We start from the raw sequence: 20,667 nt of genomic DNA on the forward strand, positions 1-20,667 counted from the left end.
GCCTTTTTTCTTGAATGGGTATCGAGCTTAGCGGCAGGCGGCGCAGAAGCGCTGGATGCGCTTGCAGGCCTCCTCGAGCTCTTCCTCGGAGGTCGCGTAGGAGATGCGGAAGTTCGGGCCGAGGCCGAAGGCCGAACCATGCACAACCGCGACGCCTTCGGCTTCCAGAAGCTCGGAGACGAAGTCCTCGTCGGTCTCGATCACCTTGCCGGACGGAGCGGTCTTGCCGATCAGCCCCGCGCAGGACGGGTAGACGTAGAAGGCGCCTTCCGGGGTCGGGCACTTGATGCCCGTCGCCTGGTTGAGCATCGACACGACGAGGTCGCGGCGGGCTTCGAAGATCTTCTTGTTCTTCGCCACGAAGTCCTGCGGGCCGTTGAGTGCCTCGACCGCTGCCCATTGCGCGATCGAGCAGGCGCCGGAGGTCTGCTGGCCCTGGATCATGTCCATCGCCTTGATGAGTTCCAGCGGGCCTGCGGCATAGCCGATGCGCCAGCCGGTCATGGCATAAGCCTTCGAGACGCCGTTCATCGTCAGCGTCCGGTCGTAGAGCTTCGGCTCCACCTCGACCGGGGTGGCGAACTTGAAGTCGCCGAAGGTCAGGTGCTCGTACATGTCGTCGGTCAGGACCCAGACATGCGGGTGCTTCAGGAGCACGTCCGTCAGCGCCTTCAGTTCGTCGGCGCTATAGGCGGCACCCGACGGGTTCGATGGCGAGTTGAAGAGGAACCACTTGGTCTTCGGCGTGATGACCTGCTCGAGTTCTTCGGCGGTCAGCTTGAAATTGTTTTCCTGCTTGGTGGTCACGAAGACCGGCGTGCCGCCGCAGAGCGCCACCATTTCCGGATAGGAAACCCAGTAGGGAGCGGGGATGACCACTTCATCGCCGGGATTAAGCGTCGCCATGAAAGCGTTGAAAAGAATCTGCTTTCCGCCCGTTCCGACGATCGTCTGTTCCGGCTTGTATTCCAGGCCGTTCTCGCGCTTGAACTTCTCGGAAATGGCCTTGCGCAGTTCCGGGATGCCGGAGACCGGCGTGTACTTCGTCTCGCCCCGGTTGATCGCGTCGATCGCCGCCTCCTTGACGTTGTCGGGCGTGTCGAAATCCGGCTCGCCTGCACCCAGCCCGATGACGTCGCGGCCCTTGGCCTTCAACTCGCGGGCCTTCTGGGAGACGGCGATGGTGGCGGATGGCTTTACGCGGGAAAGTGCGTCGGCAAGAAAGGCCATGATTTCGGGTCCTGCAGGTCGGTTGAACAATGCGGAACCGCGCGCCGGAACCGCCGCAAGCTGTATGTCGAATGTATGAACGCGTTTCAAGCCGAAAGCGAGGCCGGACGGCCTGCACCATCGACGGGCATTCTCCCCGACCGGCCGAAAAGCCGCCCGTGCCCAAAATCCGCCCTTCTTCCATCGCCACCTGTCCTGGCAACGGAATGCGTTGGAGGCGAGCGATGTTCATCGACGAAAAGAAACGGTCCCGGAGATTTCCCCTCCTGCGTTCGCCGTTGTCGATCGCCGTCGCGGCGCTTGCGGCCTGCGTCATCATGATGCTCGTCCTGGTGGAGAGCCCGATGGCCGACAGCCGGACGCCGGCCGAATCCCCCACCGCGCTGGCCTTCCAGCCCGCCATCCTCTTTCCCGACCAGCATCTAGCCCTCGCCGTCGTCATTGGCGGCTTCATGCTGACGGCCGGCGGAGGCTTTGTCCTCTCGCGTCGCAGCTTCCGCGCTGCCCTGAAGGCCGAAAACGAGCGCAAACGGCGCTGAGTTTCGCCGTCCCTGCCCTTGATGCAGAGCAGCACCGCTGCTAGGCATCGCCTCCGCCCCTCCGGCGCACCCAAATCCAGCCAGCCAGGCATCCATGACACGCGTCCAAGCGAACCTCATCCTGTTGCTAGCAGCCGCCATCTGGGGCGGAGGCTTTGTTGCCCAGTCCACCGCAATGGAGACGATCGAGCCCTTCTGGTTCGTCGGCCTGCGCTTCGCCATCGCCGCGCTGGCCGTCCTGCCCTTCGCCTTCCTGGAGAGCCGCAAGGCGGACAACAGCCTGGTCCGCCGGGACTGGCTCGGGTTCGTGCTGGTCGGCCTCGCCCTCTTCGGCGGCGCCATCACCCAGCAGATCGGACTTCTGACCACCACCGTCACCAATTCCAGCTTCCTCACCGGGCTATACGTCGTCTTCGTCCCGCTGATTTCGGTCCTCGTCCTGCGCCGCTACCCGCACTGGATCATCTGGCCGGCAGCGGCCATGTCGCTCACCGGCATCTTCCTGATGAGCGGCGGCCAGCTGACGAACCTGACGCCGGGCGATTACCTGACGATCGTCTGCGCCTTCTTCTGGGCCGTCCAGATCCTTCTCGCGGGGCTTTTCGTGACCTCGACCGGGCGGCCGCTGGCACTGTCCTTCGTTCAGTTCGCCACGTGCTCCGTGCTCGCCCTCTCCTTCGCGATCCCGACCGAAAGCATCAGTTGGGACGTCATCCGGGCATCGGCTGCCGAAATCCTCTATGTCGGGCTGATCTCCTCCGGCCTCGCCTTCGTGCTGCAGGTGATCGGTCAGCGCTACACGACCGCACCCCAGGCGGCGATCTTCCTCTCCAGCGAAGCCCTGTTCGGAAGCTTCCTCGCCGCACTCCTGCTGGGCGAAATGCTGCCGCCGATCGGCTATGTCGGATGCGCGATCATCTTCACCGCCATGCTGCTGGTCGAACTCGTACCCGAAATCGCCCGGCGCGGCTCCAGGGCTCCGGCGGACAAAACTTCGGTCGGTTGAGCGGTATAATACTTTTGTCGACCGCGGCGCGGCAGGATGGATTTGTCCGACTTACCATTGATGCGGCAGAACAATCACGGGTCTGTACTGTTATTCGACTTCCCGCGAGTAACTTCGTCGAAAGTATACAAAGTGCCTTACGGCCCCTGCCCGACGACGCGAAACTTTTTCTTGCCAATTCCCGAGAAACACAGCACTCTGTGCAAGTTCGGGCAATTTTCGAGCGATGGGAAGACCTATAAACATGCGCTCCGAAGGCGTCAAAACTTCGGGCGGACTTCTGGGCGACGGGAGTAGAAACACCGGCCAGAAAACCCGCGGTAACGACAGGGACCCTTTCTTAAAGCTGCCTGCCGCCCGCCCTTCGGGGCGTTTCTGTTATGCTGTCCGCCGCTGAACACGGACAGGAAGTAAAGGACCTGATGCATGGCCGAGACTGGCACTGTAAAATTCTTCAATACCGACAAGGGCTTCGGCTTCATTAAGCCAGACAATGGTGGCGCCGACATCTTTGTTCATATCTCCGCCGTACAGGCTTCCGGCCTGTCCGGTCTCTCAGAGAACCAGAAAGTAAGCTTCGACACGGAACCGGATCGTCGTGGCAAGGGGCCCAAGGCGGTCAACCTGCAGATCTCCGGTTAAGCCTGAAGGCTTTCTATTCGAGTTGAGGCCCGGCAGTCATGCCGGGTTTTTTTATTGCCTCAATCCCCTGCAGGAACGGATTGGTCCTCCGCTCGTCTCCGATGCGGCCGCTGGGCCCGTGGCCGCAGAGGAAGCCGACGTCGTCGCCGAGCGGCAGGACCTTGTCCCGGATGGAGCGCAGCAGCGTGTCGTGGTCCCCGCCGGGCAGGTCGGTCCTTCCGATCGAGCCGTTGAAGAGCACGTCGCCGAGATGCGCGAAGCGCTGCTCCCTGTTGAAGAAGATCACGTGGCCGGGCGCATGCCCCGGGCAATGATAGACCTCGAACACGTGCCCTTCGAACGAGACCTGCTCGCCCTCCGCAAGAAACCGGTCGGGCTCGAGGTTGCGAACCTTCATCGGGACGCCGAACATCTGCGCCTGGGCTTCGAGCCCCTGCAGGAGCGGCCGGTCGGCCTCATGGGGACCGATCACCTTGACGCCGAGCGCCTCGCGCAGTTCGTCGGCACCTCCCGCATGGTCTATGTGCCCATGCGTCAGCCAGATCTCGCGGATGGCCAGCCTGTTCGCTTCTATCGTTTCGCTGATCCGGTCGACGTCGCCGCCCGGGTCCACGACCACGCCGGCTTTCGTATCGGTATCGAAGAGGATGGTGCAATTCTGCTGGAAAGGTGTCACCGGGATAATGCCGGCCTGCAATCTGCCCATGAGAAACTCCCGTGTCTCGGGCCGATCTACAATGCGGACGGCAAACGTGGCAAGGCTTGTCCGGCTAGTTCGCAGCCAGCATGTAGGAGACGTCGGCCGAAACCGGCGGCGCGAAGGATGCCGTGGCCAGCAGCAGCACCGAAACGGCGAGCTTCGCCGTGAACACAGTGATCAGCAGCGGTCGAAGCGAGTTCGAGGGCGAGTTTTTGTCGGAAGCCTCGGCTTCCGCGTGGGTGAGTTCGGGGGTCATTTTGTTTCTCCGATCCGTATGACCATGGCAACGGCAATCCCCGTGTTTCGGTTCCGCTCGGCCCCGCATATTGATGACGCCAGGCCGTCGCCCCGTTCCGTCGCTCTCAACGAACCTTTCGCCCCCGCCATCTCACGATTGCAGTTGATTGTTCGGTTGGTTCGCGCTTTATCGGAACGTATATGGTGAAAGAGAAGAGCGTCCTGCCCATGGCTGCGGCAGGCGACGGGAAGGACAGGGTGTCGCGCGCACCGGCAGCGAAAGCAGTGAAGAAGGAACGGCCGGTACTCCCGGCGGTCGACGAGGCGAAGATCGATTTCGAGACCATTGAACTTCTGTTCTTTGCCTATCGCGATTTCGTGTCCGATCCCGATGCCATCCTTGCCAAGATCGGCATGGGGCGGGCCCACCATCGCGTCGTCTACTTCGTCTCGCGCCATCCCGGCATGATGGTCACCGACCTTCTCGACATTCTCCAGATCACCAAGCAGAGCCTTGCCCGCGTGCTCAAGCAATTGATCGAGATGGGCTATATCCGGCAGATGGCAGGTGCGAAGGACCGGCGCCAGCGGCGGCTTTATCCGACGCTTGCCGGGCGCGAACTTGCACTTGCCCTCTCCGAGCCACAGTCGCGCCGCATCACCGATGCAATGAACGCGCTCTCTCCCGAGGGTCGCGATGCGGTTATAAGCTTCCTTGGCAAGATGCGCGGGCGCGATCCCAGTCTGCAGGTTATTGAAAGCGAGCTGGATTGATGACGGTACTTCTCTCCGATGACGCCCCCCACCTTCTCGTCGTCGACGACGACACCCGCATTCGCGATCTTCTGAGCCGCTATCTCGCGGAGCAGGGTTTCCGCGTCACGGTTGCGGGCGACGCCGCCGAGGCAAGGCGCAAGCTCGACGGGCTCCAGTACGACCTCATTATCCTCGACGTCATGATGCCGGGAGAATCCGGCCTGTCCCTGACCCAGTCGCTCTACGAGGACAGGACGACGCCCGTCATCCTGCTGACGGCGAAGGCCGAGGCGGAATCGCGGATCGCCGGACTGGAGGCAGGCGCGGACGACTATCTCTCCAAACCCTTCGACCCCCGCGAACTGGTGCTGAGGATCAACAATATCCTCAAGCGCAACGCCACGCCCGACGCGCCGAAGATCGAGCAGATCATGTTCGGCCCCTTCACCTTTTCCATCGTCCGCAAGGAACTCCGCAAGGCCTCCGAGCATATCCGGCTTACCGACCGGGAACAGGAGATCATGCTGCTCTTCGCGCTCCGCGCCGGAGACACCATTCCCCGCCACGAACTGATCGGCGACGATGCCGAGGTCGGCGAACGGACCATCGACGTGCAGATCAACCGCCTGCGCCGCAAGATCGAGGAAGATCCCGCAAACCCAATATATCTCCAGACGGTCCGAGGCATCGGCTACCGCCTGAGCATCGACTGAGCGAGCCGGATGGCGGAGGCGCTCACCAGGGCCATGGCGGCGTTCGGCACCCTGCGGCGGGACCTGCGCAATATCCAGGTTCCCGGCCTGCGTCGGTTTAAGCGCCGGGTGAAGCGGCTGCTCCCGACGCGGCTCTATACGCGCTCGGTGATGATCGTGATCATCCCGATGCTTCTGCTGCAGACCGTGGTCGCGGCCGTCTTCATGGAGCGCCACTGGCGCCTGGTCACCGAACGCCTGTCGGAAGGTGTGACGCGCGACATCTCGGCCTTGATCACCATGATCGAGACCTATCCGGACAGCGCCGGCCAGGGCAACATCTCCCGCATCGCCAACGAACTGGACCTGACGGTTGCGATCGAGCCGGGAGGAGAACTGCCGCCTCCCCGTCCCAAGCCCTTCTTCTCCATCCTCGACGGCATCCTGGCGGACCAGATCCGCGACCGGATCCAGCGGCCGTTCTGGATCGATACGGTCGGCGATAGCAACCTTGTCGAAATCCGCATCAAGCTGGATGACGAGATCCTGCGCGTATTCGCCCGCCGCAGCCAGACCTACGCCTCCAATACCCATATCTTCCTGGTCTGGATGGCCGGCACGGCGCTCGGGCTCATCGCGATCTCCGTCCTCTTCCTGCGCGGCCAGATCCGCCCGATCCTCATGCTCGCACGCGCCGCCGAGGCCTTCGGCAAGGGCCAGCGGATACCCGACTTCACCCCGCGCGGTGCAGACGAGATCCGCCTTGCAGGGTCCGCGTTCATTCTCATGCGCGAACGCATCGAGCGGCAGATAGAGCAGCGGACGGCCATGCTCTCGGGCGTCAGCCACGACCTTCGAACCATCCTCACCCGCTTCAAGCTGCAGCTGGCGCTTGCCGGCGACAAGCCCGAGCTGAAGGGCATGGCGCAGGATGTCGACGACATGCAGAACATGCTGGAAGGCTATCTCGCATTCGCCAAGGGCGAGGCCGAGGAGGACGTCGGCCACCTGCGCCTGAGCGAACTCCTGGAGAAGATCAAGGAGGACTTCCGCCTGAAGGGCAAGAAGATGACCTACGAGATCGAGGGCGACGACGATATCGTCGTTCGGCCGAACGCCTTCAGCCGCCTGGTCAGCAACCTCGCCGCCAACAGCGAGCGCTACAGCGACACGCTGCATGTCGATGCACGGCACACCGCCCGCTGGCTGACGCTCATTTTCGACGATAACGGCCCGGGCATTCCCGCCGCCTCCCGCGAGGACGTGTTCAAGCCCTTCTTCCGGCTGGACGAGGCGCGCAACATCGACAAGTCGGGCACGGGCCTCGGACTGTCCATCGTCCGCGACATCGCCCATGCCCATGGCGGCAACGTCACGCTGGCCGACAGCCCGAAGGGCGGCCTGAGGGCCATCGTCCGCATTCCCGCCTGATCATTGGACAATCGCCTTCGGCCCGCCCGGCTACAGGGCGGGGTGGCGCTACATCAGCTTTCGGCCGTTCGGGACCGGCCGCTCGACGGCCGCAAGCACGATCGCCCCGGCCTCGTCCTCGAACCCGAGGGTCAGCACTTCGGAACGGAACGGGCCGATCTGCCGTGGCGGGAAGTTGACCACCGCAAGCACCTGGCGACCGACGAGCGCCTGCTCGTCATAATGGACGGTGATCTGCGCCGAGGATTTCTTGATGCCGACCTCGCCGCCGAAGTCGATCTTCAGCTTCCATGCGGGCTTGCGCGCTTCGGGAAAGGGCGCGACCTCCACGATCGTGCCGACCCGGATATCGACCTTCTCGAAGTCGCCGTAGGAAATTTCGTCTGCCATTCGCCGCCTCAGGTGCCCAGTTCTTCCGCGCGCTGCCGCGCGGCTGCGATTGCCTTGTCGAACAGCGGCTGCATGCCATCCTCTGCCATGAGGACCGAAAGCGCCGCCGCCGTCGTCCCCCCCGGAGAGGTCACGTTCTGGCGAAGCCGCGAAGGGGTCTCGGGAGACCGGTGCAAGAGTTCACCGGCTCCCGAGACGGTTTCCCGTGCGAGACGCATGGCGAGGTCCGCCGGCAGGCCCGCTTTGCGGCCTGCCTCCGCCATGCACTCGACGAGATAGAAGACGTAGGCGGGTCCGCTTCCGGATACGGCCGTGACGGCGTCTATATCCTGCTCGCTCGCCACCCATTCCACCGGCCCGCTGACATTCAGCAATGCATCCACCTGGGCCCGCTGAGCCGCGCTCACCCGGGCGTTGGCATAGGCGCCCGTCACTCCCCGGCCGATCATCGCGGGCGTATTGGGCATGGCGCGCACCATCGCGCCCTCCCCGAGATGCGCGTGGATGGAGGCGAGCGTCTTCCCCGCGGCAATCGAGACGATCACCGTATCGGCGGAAACGATCCCCTTCAGGGAGGGCAGCACGGCGTCCATCACCTGCGGCTTGACCGCCAGGAAGACGATTTCGGGAGAAATGCCCTGCGGCGGCGAGATCGCATGAAGCGCCCCGGCAGCGGCGATCCGCTGCTGCATTTCGGGAGACGGCGCCGGATCGATTACGGTGATCGCCTGTCCGGGAACGCCGGCATCGATCCAGCCCGCCATGAGGGCGCCGCCCATGTTGCCGGCCCCGACGAGAACAATCGAGCCGGCCGGAGATATGCCGTTCATGCCTCCCCCACGGTCTCGAACAGTACGGCCTCCATCGCGCTCTTGGCGTCCATCCCGGACCATACGACAAACTGGAAGGCCTGGAAGTAGCTCTCGCAGGCGTCGAGCGCGCTGGACAGCAGCACTTCCACCTGCTGGCTCGTCGGCTCGGCGCCGCCCGCAAGCAGCAGCGACTGGCGGAAGATGACGACGTCTTCCTGGCGCCACAGGTCGAAGTGCCCCATCAGCACCTGCCCGTTGACGTGCGACAGCAGGCGGATCACCTCGTTGACCCTCACGTCCGGGATCCGGATGTCGAAGGCGCAGGCAAGATGGAGAGCTTCGAACTCTTCCATCCAGGAAAAGGAGACATGATAGTTCGCCCAGTGGCCCTCGACGGTCATGGCGATTTCGTCTTCGCCGGAGCGCTCGAACGTCCAGTCATTCGACGCGGCCACGACCTCGATCATGTCGACGGGATTGGACTGGCGACCGAATTCAAATTCCATGAGGCTCATGCAGCACCTTTTCGACCGGAGTGGATCTGACGTTCGTGAAGGACGCGAGACGCAGGACGCACCACCGGAAACAACATTTCTGATGATCGCCCGACCCCGATGGATATAGCGCCGCGAACCTGCCCGGAGCTTACGGGCCGTTTCGAATCATCATGTAAAATCAGTGTATAGTTGCCGACTCCGGCCGCCAGCCCCCGGGCGCGAATTAGGAGTGGAGAAGCGCCGGGCCGGTTGCTGCATGGCTTCAGCCGAGAGTCATAAGCGACTCTGCCGATTGCCTTTTTTCGACCTGTCCACAGGATCGAAATATTCTTAGTTTTTTAACGATATAGCAGCCGCGGCATTCCGCGGCCTCCGATGTTCGAATGCTCACCCGGCCATGCCGAATGCATCATCCCTGGGCGGCAAGCTTTGTCTCGAGAGCCTCGATGCGCGCCTTCAGCGCCTCGTTCTCGTCGCGCGCCCGCGCCGCCATTTCGCGCACAGCCTCGAATTCCTCCCGCTTGACCACGTCCATGCTGTTGAGGAAGCGCTCCGCCTGGGACTGGAAGGCGGTTTCCGCCTCTCGCCGCAGGCCCTGCGCCGCACCGGCCGCGTCGGTCATCAACTTGGCGAAATCGTCTAGGATTCGGTTCGTGCCGTTGGACATGGTCATGAGCTCCCGTGGTTGCGGCCAGCGCCGTGCTGGTGAAGTAGGGTTTTGCGCGTTCTCTTGCAAGCCGGAAGGGAGCCCGGAGATTGGTCTTGACCACCGTCAGGGCGGTCGCCATGTTCCGGCCTGTCTCATCTTGGGAAGGCACGTCTTGTTGGAAATCCTGAACACATTCGCCGTCATGCCGTTTCCGGACATCGATCCGGTTGCCTTCGCGATCGGACCGGTCGCGGTACACTGGTACGGCCTGGCCTATGTCGCCGGCATTCTCTGCGGATGGCTCTATGCCCGGCGCCTGGTCGCCAAGGCCTCCCTTTGGCCGAACGACCGCGCTCCGATGACCGCCGCCCATCTCGACGATTTCCTGCTCTGGGTCGCCGTCGGCATCGTCCTTGGCGGTCGCATCGGCTACATCCTCTTCTACGACATGGCCTCCATCTCGCAGAATCCGATGCGCGCCTTCGAGATCTGGAACGGCGGCATGTCCTTCCACGGCGGCTTCCTTGGCGCCACGCTTGCGATGATCCTCTTTGCCCGCCGCAACGGCATCCCCGTTCTCAGCATGTTCGACATCATCGCCACGGTCGTTCCATTCGGACTGCTCTTCGGCCGCATCGCCAACTTCATCAACGGCGAACTGTGGGGCCGCATCAGCGACGTCCCGTGGGCGGTGGTCTTCCCGACCGGCGGACCTTTCTCCCGTCATCCGAGCCAGTTGTACGAGGCGGCCCTCGAAGGCCTGCTGCTCCTCCTGGTTCTCGGCTTCCTTGTCCTGCGGCTGAAGGCGCTGAAATGGCCGGGCTTCGTCGCCGGGACCTTCCTCTGCGGCTACGGCCTCTCGCGTATTTTCGTGGAGTTCTTCCGTGAACCGGACCCGCAGCTCGGCTATCTCGCGTTCGACTGGCTGACGATGGGAATGGTGCTGTCGCTGCCGATGGTGGCTTTCGGGCTCTGGCTCATGCTGCGCGCCCGCAAGAGCGCTGCCTGAACGGAGACCTCCTGAACCATGAGCACACCGCTCGCAGCCAAGATCGCCAGGCTGATCCGGACCACCGGGCCGATCAGCGTGAGCGATTACTTCGCCATGTGCCTGGCTGATCCGGAGCATGGCTACTACCGCACCCGCGAACCCTTCGGCACGGCGGGGGACTTCATAACCGCGCCCGAGATCAGCCAGCTCTTCGGCGAGATCCTCGGCATCTTCATGGTTCATGCCTGGCAGCAGCACGGATCGCCCGACGGCGTCCGCCTGGTGGAGATCGGTCCGGGCAGAGGCACGATGATGGCGGACATGCTGCGCGTCATCGACCGCCTGGCTCCGGGCCTGTCCGAGACCATGAACGTCAATCTCGTCGAGACCAGCGAGCGGCTGCGCGGCGTGCAGCGGGTCACGCTCGAAAGCCATTCGCGAAAGATTTCCTGGCACGGGGATTTCAAGGACGTGCCCCCCGGCCCTGTCCTGGTCGTGGCGAACGAACTCTTCGACGCCATCCCGATCCGCCAGTTCGTCAAGACCCCGTCGGGCTTCCGGGAGCGGGTCGTCGCGCTCGACGAGGACGACAACCTGTCCTTCTCGCTGGGCGTCGGCGGGCTCGACCCGGCCCTTCTCCCCTCGCCGGTCGCGTCGGTGCCTGACGGCACGATCTTCGAGGTCGCCCCTGCCCGCCAGGCGGTGATGTCGACCTTGTGCGACCGGCTGAAGACCACGGGCGGCACCGCCCTCATCATCGACTACGGCCACATGGTCACCGGGTTCGGCGATACGCTGCAGGCCATTCGCAACCACGCCTACGACCCGCCGCTCGCCCATCCCGGCGAAGCCGATCTGACGAGCCACGTCGATTTCGAGGACCTTGCACGGGTCGCGATCGGTAGCGGCGTTCATCTCAACGGCGGCTTGAGGCAGGGAGATTTCCTGCGCGGGCTCGGCCTTTCCGAGCGCGCCGCGGCACTCGCCAGCGGCAAGGATGCGGCCGATGGCAAGCTCATCGCCGCCGCCGTCGACAGGCTCGCCGGCGAGGGCGCGGGCAAGATGGGCGAGCTCTTCAAGGTCATCGCCGTTTCGTCTCCCGCCGTGGATCTTGCGCCGTTTCGCCCGGTTGCCTGAATGAGCCGGGTGAAGCGGGTTGAAGATGTCGCTTGAAGACGCGGCGTAAAACATGACGATTGACAGCCAAGCCACCGCCGCGCCAACATCCCCGCCGACGAAGCAGCACATCCAGTGCATCCGCCGCTTGGCCTTCAGCCCCCTCCAGACCTTGAGAGAGACCGCCTGCCCATGACGGAAAAGTCCTTGCCGACGCCCATCGAAAGCCCGTTCCTCAGCGAAAATTGCGGCAGCCGCCTGCGCCATGGCTACTTCACCCGGCAGGGAGGCGTTTCGGAAGGGATCTATGCCGGGCTGAATGTCGGCGTTGGCTCCGCGGACGAGGCGGACCGGGTACGGGAAAACCGCGGCCGGGTGGCGGGCTGGTTTGGACTACCCTTCGAGCGGCTTGCCACCGTGCATCAGGTCCACTCCCCGGACGTGGTCGTCGTGGACGCCGCCTATTCCGGAGAACGGCCGAAGGCGGACGCGCTCGTGACCTCGACGCCCGGCGTCATACTCGGGGTCCTGACGGCGGACTGCGGCCCGATCCTGTTCTGCGACGGCGACAACGGCGTCATCGGCGCAGCCCATGCCGGCTGGAAGGGTGCGCTGGAGGGCATCCTGGAGAATACCATCGAGGCGATGGTCAGCCTCGGCGCCGACCGCGGTTCGATCAGAGCCTGCCTCGGCCCGTCGATTGCGGCGCAAAGCTACGAGGTCGGCCCTGAATTCCTCGACCGTTTCCTCCAGTACGACGATGGCTACGAGAGGTTCTTCACGCCCTCGGAAAAGCCCGGGCATTCCTATTTCGACCTGCAGGCCCTTACCCTGCACCGCCTGCAGCAAGCCGGTGTTGGCGCCGACCAGCTCGGGCTGGATACCTATGCCGACGAGGCGCGGTTCTATTCCTATCGCCGCACCACCCATCGCGGCGAGCCGGACTACGGCCGGCAGATCTCTGCAATTGCAATCACGGAGGAGTAAGATGGCGCTGCATTTCGAAAGGACCGAATACGCCGCCCGGCTCGAGCGCTTTCTGGAGAGGATGCGCGAGGAGAAGCTGGAGGCCATGCTGCTCTTCGCCCAGGAAAGCATGTACTGGCTGACCGGCTACGACACGTTCGGCTACTGCTTCTTCCAGACCCTCGTGGTCAAGGCGGACGGCACGATGGCGCTGCTGACCCGCTCGGCTGACCTGCGCCAGGCCCGCCATACCTCGGTCATCGACAACGTCGTCGTCTGGGTCGACCGCGTCAACGCCGACCCGACGCTCGACCTGAAGAACCTTCTGAGCGACTTCGACCTGCTCGGCGCCCGCATCGGCGTCGAGTTCGACACGCATGGCATGACGGGACGGGTAGCGCGCCTGCTGGACAACCAGCTGGCGTCGTTCGGGCAGATCATCGACGCCTCCTACATCGTCAGCGGGCTTCGCCTGGTCAAAAGCCCGGCCGAGGTCGCCCATGCCAGGCGCGCGGCTGAACTCGCCGACGATGCGCTCGATGCGGCGCTGCCCCTCATCCGCGCCGGCGGCAGCGAAGCCGACATCCTGGCCGCCATGCAGGGCGCCATTCTCAGCGGCGGCGGCGACTATCCGGCCAACGAATTCATCATCGGCTCGGGGGAGGATGCCCTCCTCTGCCGCTACAAGTCCGGACGGCGGACGCTTGCAGCGAGCGACCAGCTCACGCTCGAATGGGCGGGCGTGAGCGCCCACTACCACGCCGCGATGATGCGCACCGTCGTGATCGGCGAGCCGAGCGCCCGCCACCGTGAACTCTACAAGGCCTGCCTCGAGGCGATCACCGCGATCGAGGACGTGCTTCGCCCGGGCAACACGTTCGGCGATGTCTTCGACGTCCATGCGCGCATCCTCGACGAGCGCAGCCTGACGCGCCACCGGCTCAACGCCTGCGGCTATTCGCTCGGGGCCCGCTTCTCCCCGTCCTGGATGGAGCACCAGATGTTCCATGTCGGCAATCCGCAGGAGATCCTGCCGAACATGACGCTCTTCACGCACATGATCATCATGGATTCCGATACCGGCGCGGCGATGACCCTCGGCCACACCTACCTGACCACCGAAGAGGCACCGCAGCCCTTGTCGCGCCACGGCCTGGACCTGATCATTCGGTGATGCATCCACAGGCTGATTTGACAGTTCCGAAAGCGAACAACTAGGCTTGCCGCGGACGGGCTGGACGACGGAGGCGGCATGCGCAGAGTGGTAGTGGGACTGGCGGTGGCTTCGGCCACGGCAGTGTTCGCCGGCTGCACGACGGACGCCCTGACGCCGCCGGCCAATGTCGGCGGCGGATTGCGGCCGTCTTCGCCCGTGACGCAGGCCGAAGCCGACCGGCTCGCCCGCGCGCCCGATCCGCAGGACGGCTGGTCCTCCGCGGGCGGCCAGCCGGACCGACAGTATCCTCCGCAGAACACGCTGGAGGCGCAGGCACAGGCGCTGCAGTCCGGGAACGCCGCCCCGCCCTCCCCGCCTCCTGCCGCCTCTCCGCCTGCCTCTCCTGCCTCCCCGCCGTCCTCCCCCTCGGCCTCCTCCCCGCCGGCACAGCCGCAGCAGGCGTCGCAGTCAACCGCTGCGCAGGGTTCCATCCGCTTCCTGCCCATCATCGGTGCGCCCGTGCAGGCGGTGACGCCGCTCTCGCGCCAGCTCGGCGCACAGGCACGCGCCGGCGGGCTGACGATCCGCGCCTCGGGCGACAGCAGCACCGATCACATCCTCAAGGGCTATTTCTCCGCCTTCGCCGACGGCGAGTCGGTGACCGTGGTCTATGTCTGGGATATCCTCGACAACAGCGGCGGCCGGCTGCACCGTGTCCAGGGCCAGGAACGGATCGCCGCCACCCCTCGCGGCGACCCGTGGACGGCGGTGCCCGCCGCCACCATGGAGACGATCGCCACGAAGACGATCAACGAATATCTGGCCTGGAAGAACGGGCGTTCCGGATGACGAATTTCATGGATTATTCATAAAATTGCGGGACCGGGGCCAAACGCTCTTGCATTCGCCTTATGCGGCGGTAAAAGGCGCCCATCCAGCGTCAGAACGGGCGGACCGAAATGAAGGTTTTCGCAGGCAATTCGAACCGGCAGCTTGCCGATGCGATATGCAGCTATCTCAATGTACCAGTCGGAAAAGCCAGCGTCAGACGCTTCGCAGACCAGGAAATTTTCGTCGAGATACAGGAAAACGTGCGCGGTGAGGATGTCTTCGTCATCCAGTCCACGTCGTTTCCCGCCAACGACCACCTGATGGAACTGCTGATCATGATCGACGCCTTCCGTCGGTCCTCGGCAAAGCGCATCACGGCCGTCCTTCCCTATTTCGGCTACGCCCGGCAGGACCGCAAGGCCGGCCCGCGCACGCCGATCTCGGCCAAGCTCGTCGCCAACCTGATCACCGAAGCCGGTGCCGACCGCGTCCTGACGCTCGACCTGCATGCCGGGCAGATCCAGGGCTTCTTCGACATCCCGACCGACAACCTGTTCGCGGTTCCGATCCTCGCCCGTGACGTCAAGGAAAACTACGACGTCCGCAACGTCATGGTCGTCTCTCCCGACGTCGGCGGCGTCGTGCGCGCACGCTCGCTCGCCAAGCGGATCGATTGTCCGCTTGCCATCGTCGACAAGCGCCGCGAGCGCGCCGGCGAGTCCGAGGTCATGAACGTGATCGGTGAAGTGGCCGGCAAGGACTGCCTGCTGGTGGACGACATCGTCGATTCCGGCGGCACGCTCTGCAACGCCGCCGAGGCGCTTCTGAACAAGGGCGCGACCAGCGTCACCGCCTACATCACCCATGGCGTCCTGTCGGGAGGCGCGGTTGCCCGCATCACCTCCTCCAAGCTGCGCGAGCTCGTGATCACCGACTCCATCCAGCCGACGACGGCCGTCCAGTCGGCCCACAATATCCGCGTCGTCACGACGGCGAACCTCCTCGGCGAGGCGATCAACCGCACGGCATCCGAGGAATCGGTCTCCAGTCTCTTCGACTGAACTATGCTGCCGGCAATGGCAGTATAACGCGGTTCCACATTAATACTGCGGCAACGAATTGCTGACAAAGATTCCCCACCATTTTACCGTGTGTGGGGGATATTATTGTTATGTCGCAGTCATTGAAGTCTGCCGGCGCAGGAAAGTCTTGGTCCATCAAGGCAAAGTTTGCAGGCCTTGTCGTCGGGGCCACGTTCATTTCCTGCCTTTCCGTCGGGCTCCTGAGCTATCAGGTCGGCAAGGGCGGCCTCATCGAGGCAAGCCAGCTTCGCCTTGAATCCGTCGCCGGCAACCAGTCGAAGGGACTGGACGCCTACGAGGAGCGCATTTCCCAGTCGCTCAACGACCTCGGCCAGAATACCGCGATCGGCCAGGCCATCGAGACGATGACCAATGTCATCCCGAGCGAGGGCAGCTCCATCAAGGAAGCCTATCAGAAGCTCGACCTTTCGGCGGACGAACGCGCCGCGAACGAAGGCAACGGCCTGAAGCTCCTCTACGCCATCCACCACAGCGCAATCCACGGCACGATCGCAAGCAGCTGGAAGAACGCCGGCGTCAGCGACATCTATATCGTCGACCTCAAGGGCCAGATCGTCTACTCGGTCACCAAGGGCAAGGAACTGCTCGAGCAGGCCTCCGCAGTTGCGCCGATCAACGACATCCTTACCCGCATCAATGCCGGCTCCCCCGATCAGGTCCACAACTCACCCTTCGCACCCTACGAGTTCGACGGCGGCAAGTCCTCGGCTCTCATCGGCAAGCAGCTGGCTGTCTCCTCCTGGGGACAGACCGTCGTCAAGGGCGCGGTGATCTTCCGCCTCTCGGCCGAGCAACTGACCCGCGCCGTGACCCCGGACGAATACGGCAAGTCGATCGACGAGGCTCTCCTCCTCGACGCCAAGGGCGGCTTCCGCAGCGGTTCCTTCGTCGGCGGCCAGCCGCACGACATCCCGGCGGAATTGATCGAGGCGGCTGTCGCACAGTCGGCCGGATCGGCCTTCGCGACGGTCGCGGACCAGCCGCTCTTCTTCGCCTACCAGCCGGTCTCCATCTTCGGTGAAAAGCATCTGCTGGCCATGGCACAGAACGAGGCGGCCGTGCTCGCATCGGCCAATGACCTCGCCTGGTGGGCCATCCTGGCCACGCTCACGGTCCTCGTGGTCATGGGCGGCATCGGCACCTACATCTCGGCCCGCTTGACCCGTCCGCTGACGGAACTCGCCACCCTGATGAACCGCCTCAACTCCGGCGACAAGTCGATCGTCGTCGGCTATGTCGGCCGCGGCGACGAGGTGGGCACAATGGCCCGCGCACTGGAAACCTTCCGGCAGGGCGCGCTCGACAAGGAGCGCATGGAGGAAGAGTCGCACCGCAAGAACGAGGAGATCGACGAGGAGCGTCAGCAGCGTGAGGCCGAGAAGGCCGCGAGCGCCCGCGAAATCGAGGAAGCCGTCTCCGCGCTCGCGACCGGTCTCGCCGCCCTCTCCCGCGGCAAGCTCGACCAGCGCATCACCACGGCCTTCGCACCCTCGCTGGACCACCTGCGCCACGACTTCAACAACTCGCTGGCCGGCCTCGAAGCGACGATTGCCTCCATCGGCAGCAGCGTCACCACGATCCGCGCCGGCTCCGGCGAACTGAAGATGGCGTCCGACGACCTGTCGCGCCGGACCGAACGCCAGGCGGCGGCGCTGGAAGAAGCAGCCGCTGCGCTCGCCGACATGACCGGTGCGGTCAACGGCGCGCTCGCCCGTTGCGAAACGGCGGTCGGCGTTGCGGCAGATACCCTGACGGGTGCCCACACCTCCACCACCGTCGTGCGTGACGCGATCGACGCCATGGAGCGCATCGAAAGCTCCTCCGCCAAGATCCGTCAGATCATCGACGTCATCGACCAGATCGCCTTCCAGACGAACCTGCTGGCGCTCAACGCGGGCGTCGAGGCGGCGCGTGCCGGTGAAGCCGGCAAGGGCTTCGCGGTCGTCGCCCAGGAAGTCCGCGAACTCGCGCAGAAGTCCGCCACCGCGGCGCGCGACATCGGCGCCCTGATCACCGCATCGGCCTCCGATGTCGAGAACGGCGTCGCCCTCGTGCTCAAGACCGGAGAAAGCCTGGAGCACATTCAGGGCAACATCCAGTCGATCAACGAGCACATCGGCGCGATCGTCGGCTCGTCCCGCGAACAGTCGGCCCGCCTGACGGAGATCAATTCCGCCGTTAGCGGTCTCGATCAGGTCACCCAGCAGAACGCCGCCATGGTCGAGGAAACCTCGGCCTCGGCCCACTCCCTGGCCAACGAGGCGGAAGTGCTGAACGAGCAGATCAGCCACTTCTCCATCGGCAACGCGGCCGCAGGCGACCACGACCGCCGCGCTGCCTGATCCGGAGCATCACGTCACGACCGAAGCGCCGGTTCCCTGAGGGAGCCGGCGCTTTCTTTTGTGGGCGCGGCAATCGCTCCGGTTTGCATCCGGCGGCAAAGCTTCTAGGTGTATCCGCCGAAGACGGAAATTTCCCCAGGAGCAATCATGACTGCGCGCGATCGGTATTCGAGGAAGCTGGAATGTTCGCAATGCGGCCACACCGGTTTTGCGGAAGTCTCCGAAAGCGACGAGAGACGCGCCGGCAACCGTGACTTCCGGATCGACGAGATGCCCGCTGGCTTTGCTGCGGAATTTCCGTCCCAGGACCCGAGCAAGTACATGGTCCGCTGCCAGTGCGGCCACAAGTTCCGTTTCGAGCAGAAGACGGCCTATCCGCCGGGCGGCGAGCCCCGCCGATAAGCGGGTCGCCTCAGGCGACCTTCACCCGTTCGGGCCCGTGGTCGGCCGGCGGGTTGACGATCTCGTCGATCTCGGCGCGCGGCACCGGCCTGCCGAAGAAATAGCCCTGGACCTGCACGCAGCCCTCCTCCCGCAGGAAGTTGACATGTTCGTCGGTCTCCACACCCTCGGCCAGGACCGGGATTTCGAGGCTCGAGGCGAGAATGAGCGTCGACCGCACGATCGCCGCCGACTGCGCGCTGGTCGCCACGCCGTCGACGAACTGGCGGTCGATCTTGATCTTGTCGAACGGAAACGCCAGCAGCATCGAGAGCGACGAGTATCCGGTCCCGTAATCGTCCATCGCGATCCTCACCCCGAGGCTCTTCAGGTGGCGTATCGCCTGCAGGGCGCGCTGGTGATCGGCGATGATCCCGGTCTCGGTGATTTCCAGTTCGAGGCGCCCCGGCTCCAGACCCGTTTCCTGCAGGATGGCCTGCACGAGCCCCGGGAACCGGTGGTCGGCAAGCTGCTGCGTTGCCACGTTGACGGCGATCGGTAGCGGATTTCGCCAGCTCGCAGCTTCCCGGCAGGCCTCCCGTAGCACCCACTCGCCGAGTTCAATGATGAAGCCGCTACTTTCGGCAATCGGAATGAATTCGGCCGGAGAGACGATGCCGCGCACCGGATGGTTCCACCGAAGCAGCGCCTCGAAGCCGATCACGGCGCCGGTGAACGTGTCGTTCTGGCGCTGGTAGTAGAGCTGGAACTCGCCCCTCCGCAGCCCGGCCCGCATGTCCATCGCCAGGACGTTACGCTCGCGCGCGGCACGATCCATCGAGGCGTCGTAGAAGCAGACGGAATTGGAGCCGGTTTCCTTGGCTCGATACATGGCGACATCGGCGCGCGCCGGCAGGTCGTCCACTGCGACTTCGTCGTCCAGTATCGCGACCCCGACGCTCGTCCCGACATTGAGGGTGTTGCCGTTCCATTCGATCGGCTTGACGATCTCGGCCATCAGCCGGGCCGCCAGCCGCGAGGCATCGGCACGCACATAATAACGGCGGGTCAGCGCGATGAATTCGTCGCCGCCGATCCGTGCGACGAATTCGCCGTCGCCGATCGCGGCCGCAAATCGGTCGCCGATCGCACGCAGCACCGCATCTCCGGCGAGATGGCCGTGCACGTCGTTCACCTCCTTGAAGCGGTCGAGATCGAAGGAGAGGATAGCGACCCCGGCTCCCGACCCGGCCGCGTGGATCGCCGCGTTCGAGAGTTCCTCCCGGAAGGCGGCCCGGTTCGGAAGGCCGGTCAGCGGATCCTGAAGAGAAAGCTGGCGGTAGCGTTCCACCGCTTCGCGCATGGTGCTTGCATCGATGAGGTAGCTCGCCGCCGCGAGCGCCAGGAGCACCATCATCAGGCTGAGCACTCCGAGCCCCAGCACGGCCGAAGACATGACGGACCGCGGCACCAGCAGAGCCTGGTCCGGGACAAGGTCGATAGCCGCCATGCCGATGAAATGGATGGATGCGACACACAGGATCAGCGCCGCGATCGAGCCGTAGCGGCAGAAGCGCGTGACCGGGCGGGCGGCCCGGTTCATCGCGACCGCGCAGAAGACCGCCCCGGTGACCAGCGACAGCACGACGTAGTCGAACCGCCAGGTGATCGCGCCCTGGACCTCGTATGCCGCCATCCCGAGATAGTGCATGGCGGCGATGCCGAGCCCGAGCACCACGCCGCCTGCCTCCACCAGAAGGGTCCGGCCCGCATAGGCCGATATTGCAAGTCCGAGCGTAAAGCTGCCGATCGACACCGCAAGCGACACGAGCGTCAGGCCGGGCTCGTAGCCGGCAATCCCGCCTGTCGTATATCCGAGCATGGCCAGGAAGTGCGTCGCCCAGGTGCTTGCTCCGCCGATGAAGCCGGCGAGGAAGAGCCACACGCCCTTTTCCAGCCCCCGGCGGCGGATGACCCTTGAAAACAGGCGAATGGTGAGCGTCGCGCCCATGACAAGCACGAGGACGGACGCCGCCACGTAGCGGAGGTCATGTTCGACGAAAAGGCAGGAGAGAATGCGTGACATGTGACTGGCCCAAGGGGAATATCACGAGGCACTAACATCCCATTGGTGTCCTATCCGTTCGCGCGGATGGTAAAGAGATGACGAATGCCGGCCTCGCGCCGCTTCGCTTGCCAT

General features: G+C 64.3%; 22 protein-coding genes. 14 read left to right on the top strand and 8 right to left on the bottom strand.

The annotated features are described in order from the left end of the window. Positions 1–27: 27 nt before the first annotated feature. Entirely contained in the window at positions 28–1,230 is a 1,203-nt protein-coding gene (locus tag ACWGPT_RS15925) for a pyridoxal phosphate-dependent aminotransferase (protein ID WP_452606608.1), read from the bottom strand. Between the two features lie 224 nt (positions 1,231–1,454). On the opposite strand from ACWGPT_RS15925, the gene ACWGPT_RS15930 reads away from it, so the two are divergent. From ACWGPT_RS15930 to ACWGPT_RS15940, 3 genes are all read left to right on the top strand, one after another. After that, the gene (locus tag ACWGPT_RS15930; protein WP_452606609.1) at positions 1,455–1,769 is read left to right on the top strand and encodes a hypothetical protein; all 315 of its coding nucleotides are present in this window, start codon (positions 1,455–1,457) and stop codon (positions 1,767–1,769) included. A 94-nt stretch (positions 1,770–1,863) separates the two neighbouring features. Then, positions 1,864–2,775: a DMT family transporter gene (locus tag ACWGPT_RS15935; protein WP_452606610.1), complete on the top strand. Its 912-nt coding sequence runs from the start codon at positions 1,864–1,866 to the stop codon at positions 2,773–2,775. Positions 2,776–3,201: 426 nt separating this feature from the next. Continuing rightward, positions 3,202–3,417 carry a cold-shock protein gene (locus ACWGPT_RS15940; protein ID WP_046633016.1) on the top strand — a complete coding sequence of 72 codons (216 nt, stop codon included), beginning with the start codon at positions 3,202–3,204 and terminating at the stop codon, positions 3,415–3,417. Positions 3,418–3,430: 13 nt separating this feature from the next. Here the strand turns inward: ACWGPT_RS15940 and ACWGPT_RS15945 are convergent, their stop codons facing one another. Together ACWGPT_RS15945 and ACWGPT_RS15950 are read right to left on the bottom strand one after the other, a co-directional pair. Beyond that, positions 3,431–4,123 (bottom strand): MBL fold metallo-hydrolase, encoded by a 693-nt coding sequence (locus tag ACWGPT_RS15945; protein WP_452606611.1) that lies wholly within the window; start codon positions 4,121–4,123, stop codon positions 3,431–3,433. 64 nt (positions 4,124–4,187) lie between these two features. Then, positions 4,188–4,373, bottom strand: coding sequence for a hypothetical protein (locus ACWGPT_RS15950; protein WP_452606612.1), 186 nt, complete (start codon positions 4,371–4,373; stop codon positions 4,188–4,190). Between the two features lie 209 nt (positions 4,374–4,582). On the opposite strand from ACWGPT_RS15950, the gene ACWGPT_RS15955 reads away from it, so the two are divergent. Genes ACWGPT_RS15955 through ACWGPT_RS15965 form a run of 3 tightly spaced genes read left to right on the top strand, consistent with a single transcriptional unit; the run spans position 4,583 to position 7,233 of the window. Then, the gene (locus ACWGPT_RS15955) at positions 4,583–5,128 is read left to right on the top strand and encodes a MarR family winged helix-turn-helix transcriptional regulator (RefSeq protein WP_452606789.1); all 546 of its coding nucleotides are present in this window, start codon (positions 4,583–4,585) and stop codon (positions 5,126–5,128) included. Further along, positions 5,128–5,823, top strand: coding sequence for a response regulator (locus ACWGPT_RS15960; RefSeq protein WP_452606613.1), 696 nt, complete (start codon positions 5,128–5,130; stop codon positions 5,821–5,823). The genes ACWGPT_RS15955 and ACWGPT_RS15960 overlap by 1 nt, the downstream gene beginning before the upstream one ends. 33 nt (positions 5,824–5,856) lie before the next feature. Beyond that, entirely contained in the window at positions 5,857–7,233 is a 1,377-nt protein-coding gene (locus tag ACWGPT_RS15965) for an ATP-binding protein (RefSeq protein WP_452606790.1), read from the top strand. A 48-nt stretch (positions 7,234–7,281) separates the two neighbouring features. Here the strand turns inward: ACWGPT_RS15965 and ACWGPT_RS15970 are convergent, their stop codons facing one another. The 4 genes from ACWGPT_RS15970 to ACWGPT_RS15985 all read right to left on the bottom strand — a co-directional run bounded on the left by ACWGPT_RS15970 (position 7,282) and on the right by ACWGPT_RS15985 (position 9,599). Then, a complete protein-coding gene (locus ACWGPT_RS15970; protein WP_452606614.1) occupies positions 7,282–7,623 on the bottom strand; it encodes a tRNA-binding protein in 342 nt (113 codons plus the stop codon). A gap of 8 nt (positions 7,624–7,631) precedes the next feature. Beyond that, positions 7,632–8,453 (bottom strand): pyrroline-5-carboxylate reductase, encoded by an 822-nt coding sequence (gene proC, locus ACWGPT_RS15975; protein WP_452606615.1) that lies wholly within the window; start codon positions 8,451–8,453, stop codon positions 7,632–7,634. After that, positions 8,450–8,950, bottom strand: a complete 501-nt coding sequence (locus ACWGPT_RS15980) for a YbjN domain-containing protein (RefSeq protein ID WP_452606616.1) — start codon at positions 8,948–8,950, stop codon at positions 8,450–8,452. Before ACWGPT_RS15980 ends, proC begins: the two co-directional genes overlap by 4 nt. A gap of 391 nt (positions 8,951–9,341) precedes the next feature. After that, positions 9,342–9,599: an accessory factor UbiK family protein gene (locus ACWGPT_RS15985; RefSeq protein WP_452606617.1), complete on the bottom strand. Its 258-nt coding sequence runs from the start codon at positions 9,597–9,599 to the stop codon at positions 9,342–9,344. 184 nt (positions 9,600–9,783) lie between these two features. On the opposite strand from ACWGPT_RS15985, the gene lgt reads away from it, so the two are divergent. The 8 genes from lgt (at position 9,784) to ACWGPT_RS16025 (ending at position 18,488) form a co-directional block, all read left to right on the top strand. After that, positions 9,784–10,590, top strand: coding sequence for a prolipoprotein diacylglyceryl transferase (gene lgt / locus ACWGPT_RS15990; protein ID WP_452606791.1), 807 nt, complete (start codon positions 9,784–9,786; stop codon positions 10,588–10,590). An 18-nt stretch (positions 10,591–10,608) separates the two neighbouring features. Further along, the gene (locus ACWGPT_RS15995; protein ID WP_452606618.1) at positions 10,609–11,709 is read left to right on the top strand and encodes a class I SAM-dependent methyltransferase; all 1,101 of its coding nucleotides are present in this window, start codon (positions 10,609–10,611) and stop codon (positions 11,707–11,709) included. Positions 11,710–11,880: 171 nt separating this feature from the next. Then, the gene (gene pgeF, locus ACWGPT_RS16000; RefSeq protein WP_452606619.1) at positions 11,881–12,675 is read left to right on the top strand and encodes a peptidoglycan editing factor PgeF; all 795 of its coding nucleotides are present in this window, start codon (positions 11,881–11,883) and stop codon (positions 12,673–12,675) included. A gap of 1 nt (position 12,676) precedes the next feature. Next, positions 12,677–13,828 (top strand): M24 family metallopeptidase, encoded by a 1,152-nt coding sequence (locus tag ACWGPT_RS16005; RefSeq protein WP_452606620.1) that lies wholly within the window; start codon positions 12,677–12,679, stop codon positions 13,826–13,828. 78 nt (positions 13,829–13,906) lie between these two features. After that, on the top strand, positions 13,907–14,659 hold the full coding sequence (locus tag ACWGPT_RS16010) for a hypothetical protein (protein ID WP_452606621.1): 753 nt from the start codon (positions 13,907–13,909) through the stop codon (positions 14,657–14,659). A 110-nt stretch (positions 14,660–14,769) separates the two neighbouring features. Further along, the gene (locus ACWGPT_RS16015) at positions 14,770–15,702 is read left to right on the top strand and encodes a ribose-phosphate pyrophosphokinase (RefSeq protein WP_452606622.1); all 933 of its coding nucleotides are present in this window, start codon (positions 14,770–14,772) and stop codon (positions 15,700–15,702) included. A 110-nt stretch (positions 15,703–15,812) separates the two neighbouring features. Then, entirely contained in the window at positions 15,813–18,086 is a 2,274-nt protein-coding gene (locus ACWGPT_RS16020; RefSeq protein ID WP_452606623.1) for a methyl-accepting chemotaxis protein, read from the top strand. 147 nt (positions 18,087–18,233) lie between these two features. Then, a complete protein-coding gene (locus ACWGPT_RS16025; protein WP_452606624.1) occupies positions 18,234–18,488 on the top strand; it encodes a hypothetical protein in 255 nt (84 codons plus the stop codon). A gap of 10 nt (positions 18,489–18,498) precedes the next feature. On the opposite strand, the gene ACWGPT_RS16030 is transcribed toward ACWGPT_RS16025, so the two are convergent. Further along, positions 18,499–20,553, bottom strand: a complete 2,055-nt coding sequence (locus ACWGPT_RS16030; protein ID WP_452606625.1) for a putative bifunctional diguanylate cyclase/phosphodiesterase — start codon at positions 20,551–20,553, stop codon at positions 18,499–18,501. Positions 20,554–20,667 lie beyond the last annotated feature (114 nt).

Source organism: Pseudorhizobium sp. NPDC055634 (genome assembly GCF_053618655.1).

Coding starts and splice junctions, on each gene's coding strand:
- pgeF (WP_452606619.1), top strand. CDS start 11,881: ATGACGGAAAAGTCCTTGCCGACGCCCATCGAAAGCCCGTTCCTCAGC.
- ACWGPT_RS15955 (WP_452606789.1), top strand. CDS start 4,583: ATGGCTGCGGCAGGCGACGGGAAGGACAGGGTGTCGCGCGCACCGGCA.
- ACWGPT_RS15965 (WP_452606790.1), top strand. CDS start 5,857: ATGGCGGCGTTCGGCACCCTGCGGCGGGACCTGCGCAATATCCAGGTT.
- lgt (WP_452606791.1), top strand. CDS start 9,784: ATGCCGTTTCCGGACATCGATCCGGTTGCCTTCGCGATCGGACCGGTC.
- ACWGPT_RS16010 (WP_452606621.1), top strand. CDS start 13,907: ATGCGCAGAGTGGTAGTGGGACTGGCGGTGGCTTCGGCCACGGCAGTG.
- ACWGPT_RS16025 (WP_452606624.1), top strand. CDS start 18,234: ATGACTGCGCGCGATCGGTATTCGAGGAAGCTGGAATGTTCGCAATGC.
- ACWGPT_RS16020 (WP_452606623.1), top strand. CDS start 15,813: ATGTCGCAGTCATTGAAGTCTGCCGGCGCAGGAAAGTCTTGGTCCATC.
- ACWGPT_RS15925 (WP_452606608.1), bottom strand. CDS start 1,230: ATGGCCTTTCTTGCCGACGCACTTTCCCGCGTAAAGCCATCCGCCACC.
- ACWGPT_RS15960 (WP_452606613.1), top strand. CDS start 5,128: ATGACGGTACTTCTCTCCGATGACGCCCCCCACCTTCTCGTCGTCGAC.
- ACWGPT_RS15935 (WP_452606610.1), top strand. CDS start 1,864: ATGACACGCGTCCAAGCGAACCTCATCCTGTTGCTAGCAGCCGCCATC.
- ACWGPT_RS15930 (WP_452606609.1), top strand. CDS start 1,455: ATGTTCATCGACGAAAAGAAACGGTCCCGGAGATTTCCCCTCCTGCGT.
- ACWGPT_RS15945 (WP_452606611.1), bottom strand. CDS start 4,123: ATGGGCAGATTGCAGGCCGGCATTATCCCGGTGACACCTTTCCAGCAG.
- ACWGPT_RS16015 (WP_452606622.1), top strand. CDS start 14,770: ATGAAGGTTTTCGCAGGCAATTCGAACCGGCAGCTTGCCGATGCGATA.
- proC (WP_452606615.1), bottom strand. CDS start 8,453: ATGAACGGCATATCTCCGGCCGGCTCGATTGTTCTCGTCGGGGCCGGC.
- ACWGPT_RS15995 (WP_452606618.1), top strand. CDS start 10,609: ATGAGCACACCGCTCGCAGCCAAGATCGCCAGGCTGATCCGGACCACC.
- ACWGPT_RS16005 (WP_452606620.1), top strand. CDS start 12,677: ATGGCGCTGCATTTCGAAAGGACCGAATACGCCGCCCGGCTCGAGCGC.
- ACWGPT_RS16030 (WP_452606625.1), bottom strand. CDS start 20,553: ATGTCACGCATTCTCTCCTGCCTTTTCGTCGAACATGACCTCCGCTAC.
- ACWGPT_RS15970 (WP_452606614.1), bottom strand. CDS start 7,623: ATGGCAGACGAAATTTCCTACGGCGACTTCGAGAAGGTCGATATCCGG.
- ACWGPT_RS15950 (WP_452606612.1), bottom strand. CDS start 4,373: ATGACCCCCGAACTCACCCACGCGGAAGCCGAGGCTTCCGACAAAAAC.
- ACWGPT_RS15985 (WP_452606617.1), bottom strand. CDS start 9,599: ATGTCCAACGGCACGAACCGAATCCTAGACGATTTCGCCAAGTTGATG.
- ACWGPT_RS15940 (WP_046633016.1), top strand. CDS start 3,202: ATGGCCGAGACTGGCACTGTAAAATTCTTCAATACCGACAAGGGCTTC.
- ACWGPT_RS15980 (WP_452606616.1), bottom strand. CDS start 8,950: ATGAGCCTCATGGAATTTGAATTCGGTCGCCAGTCCAATCCCGTCGAC.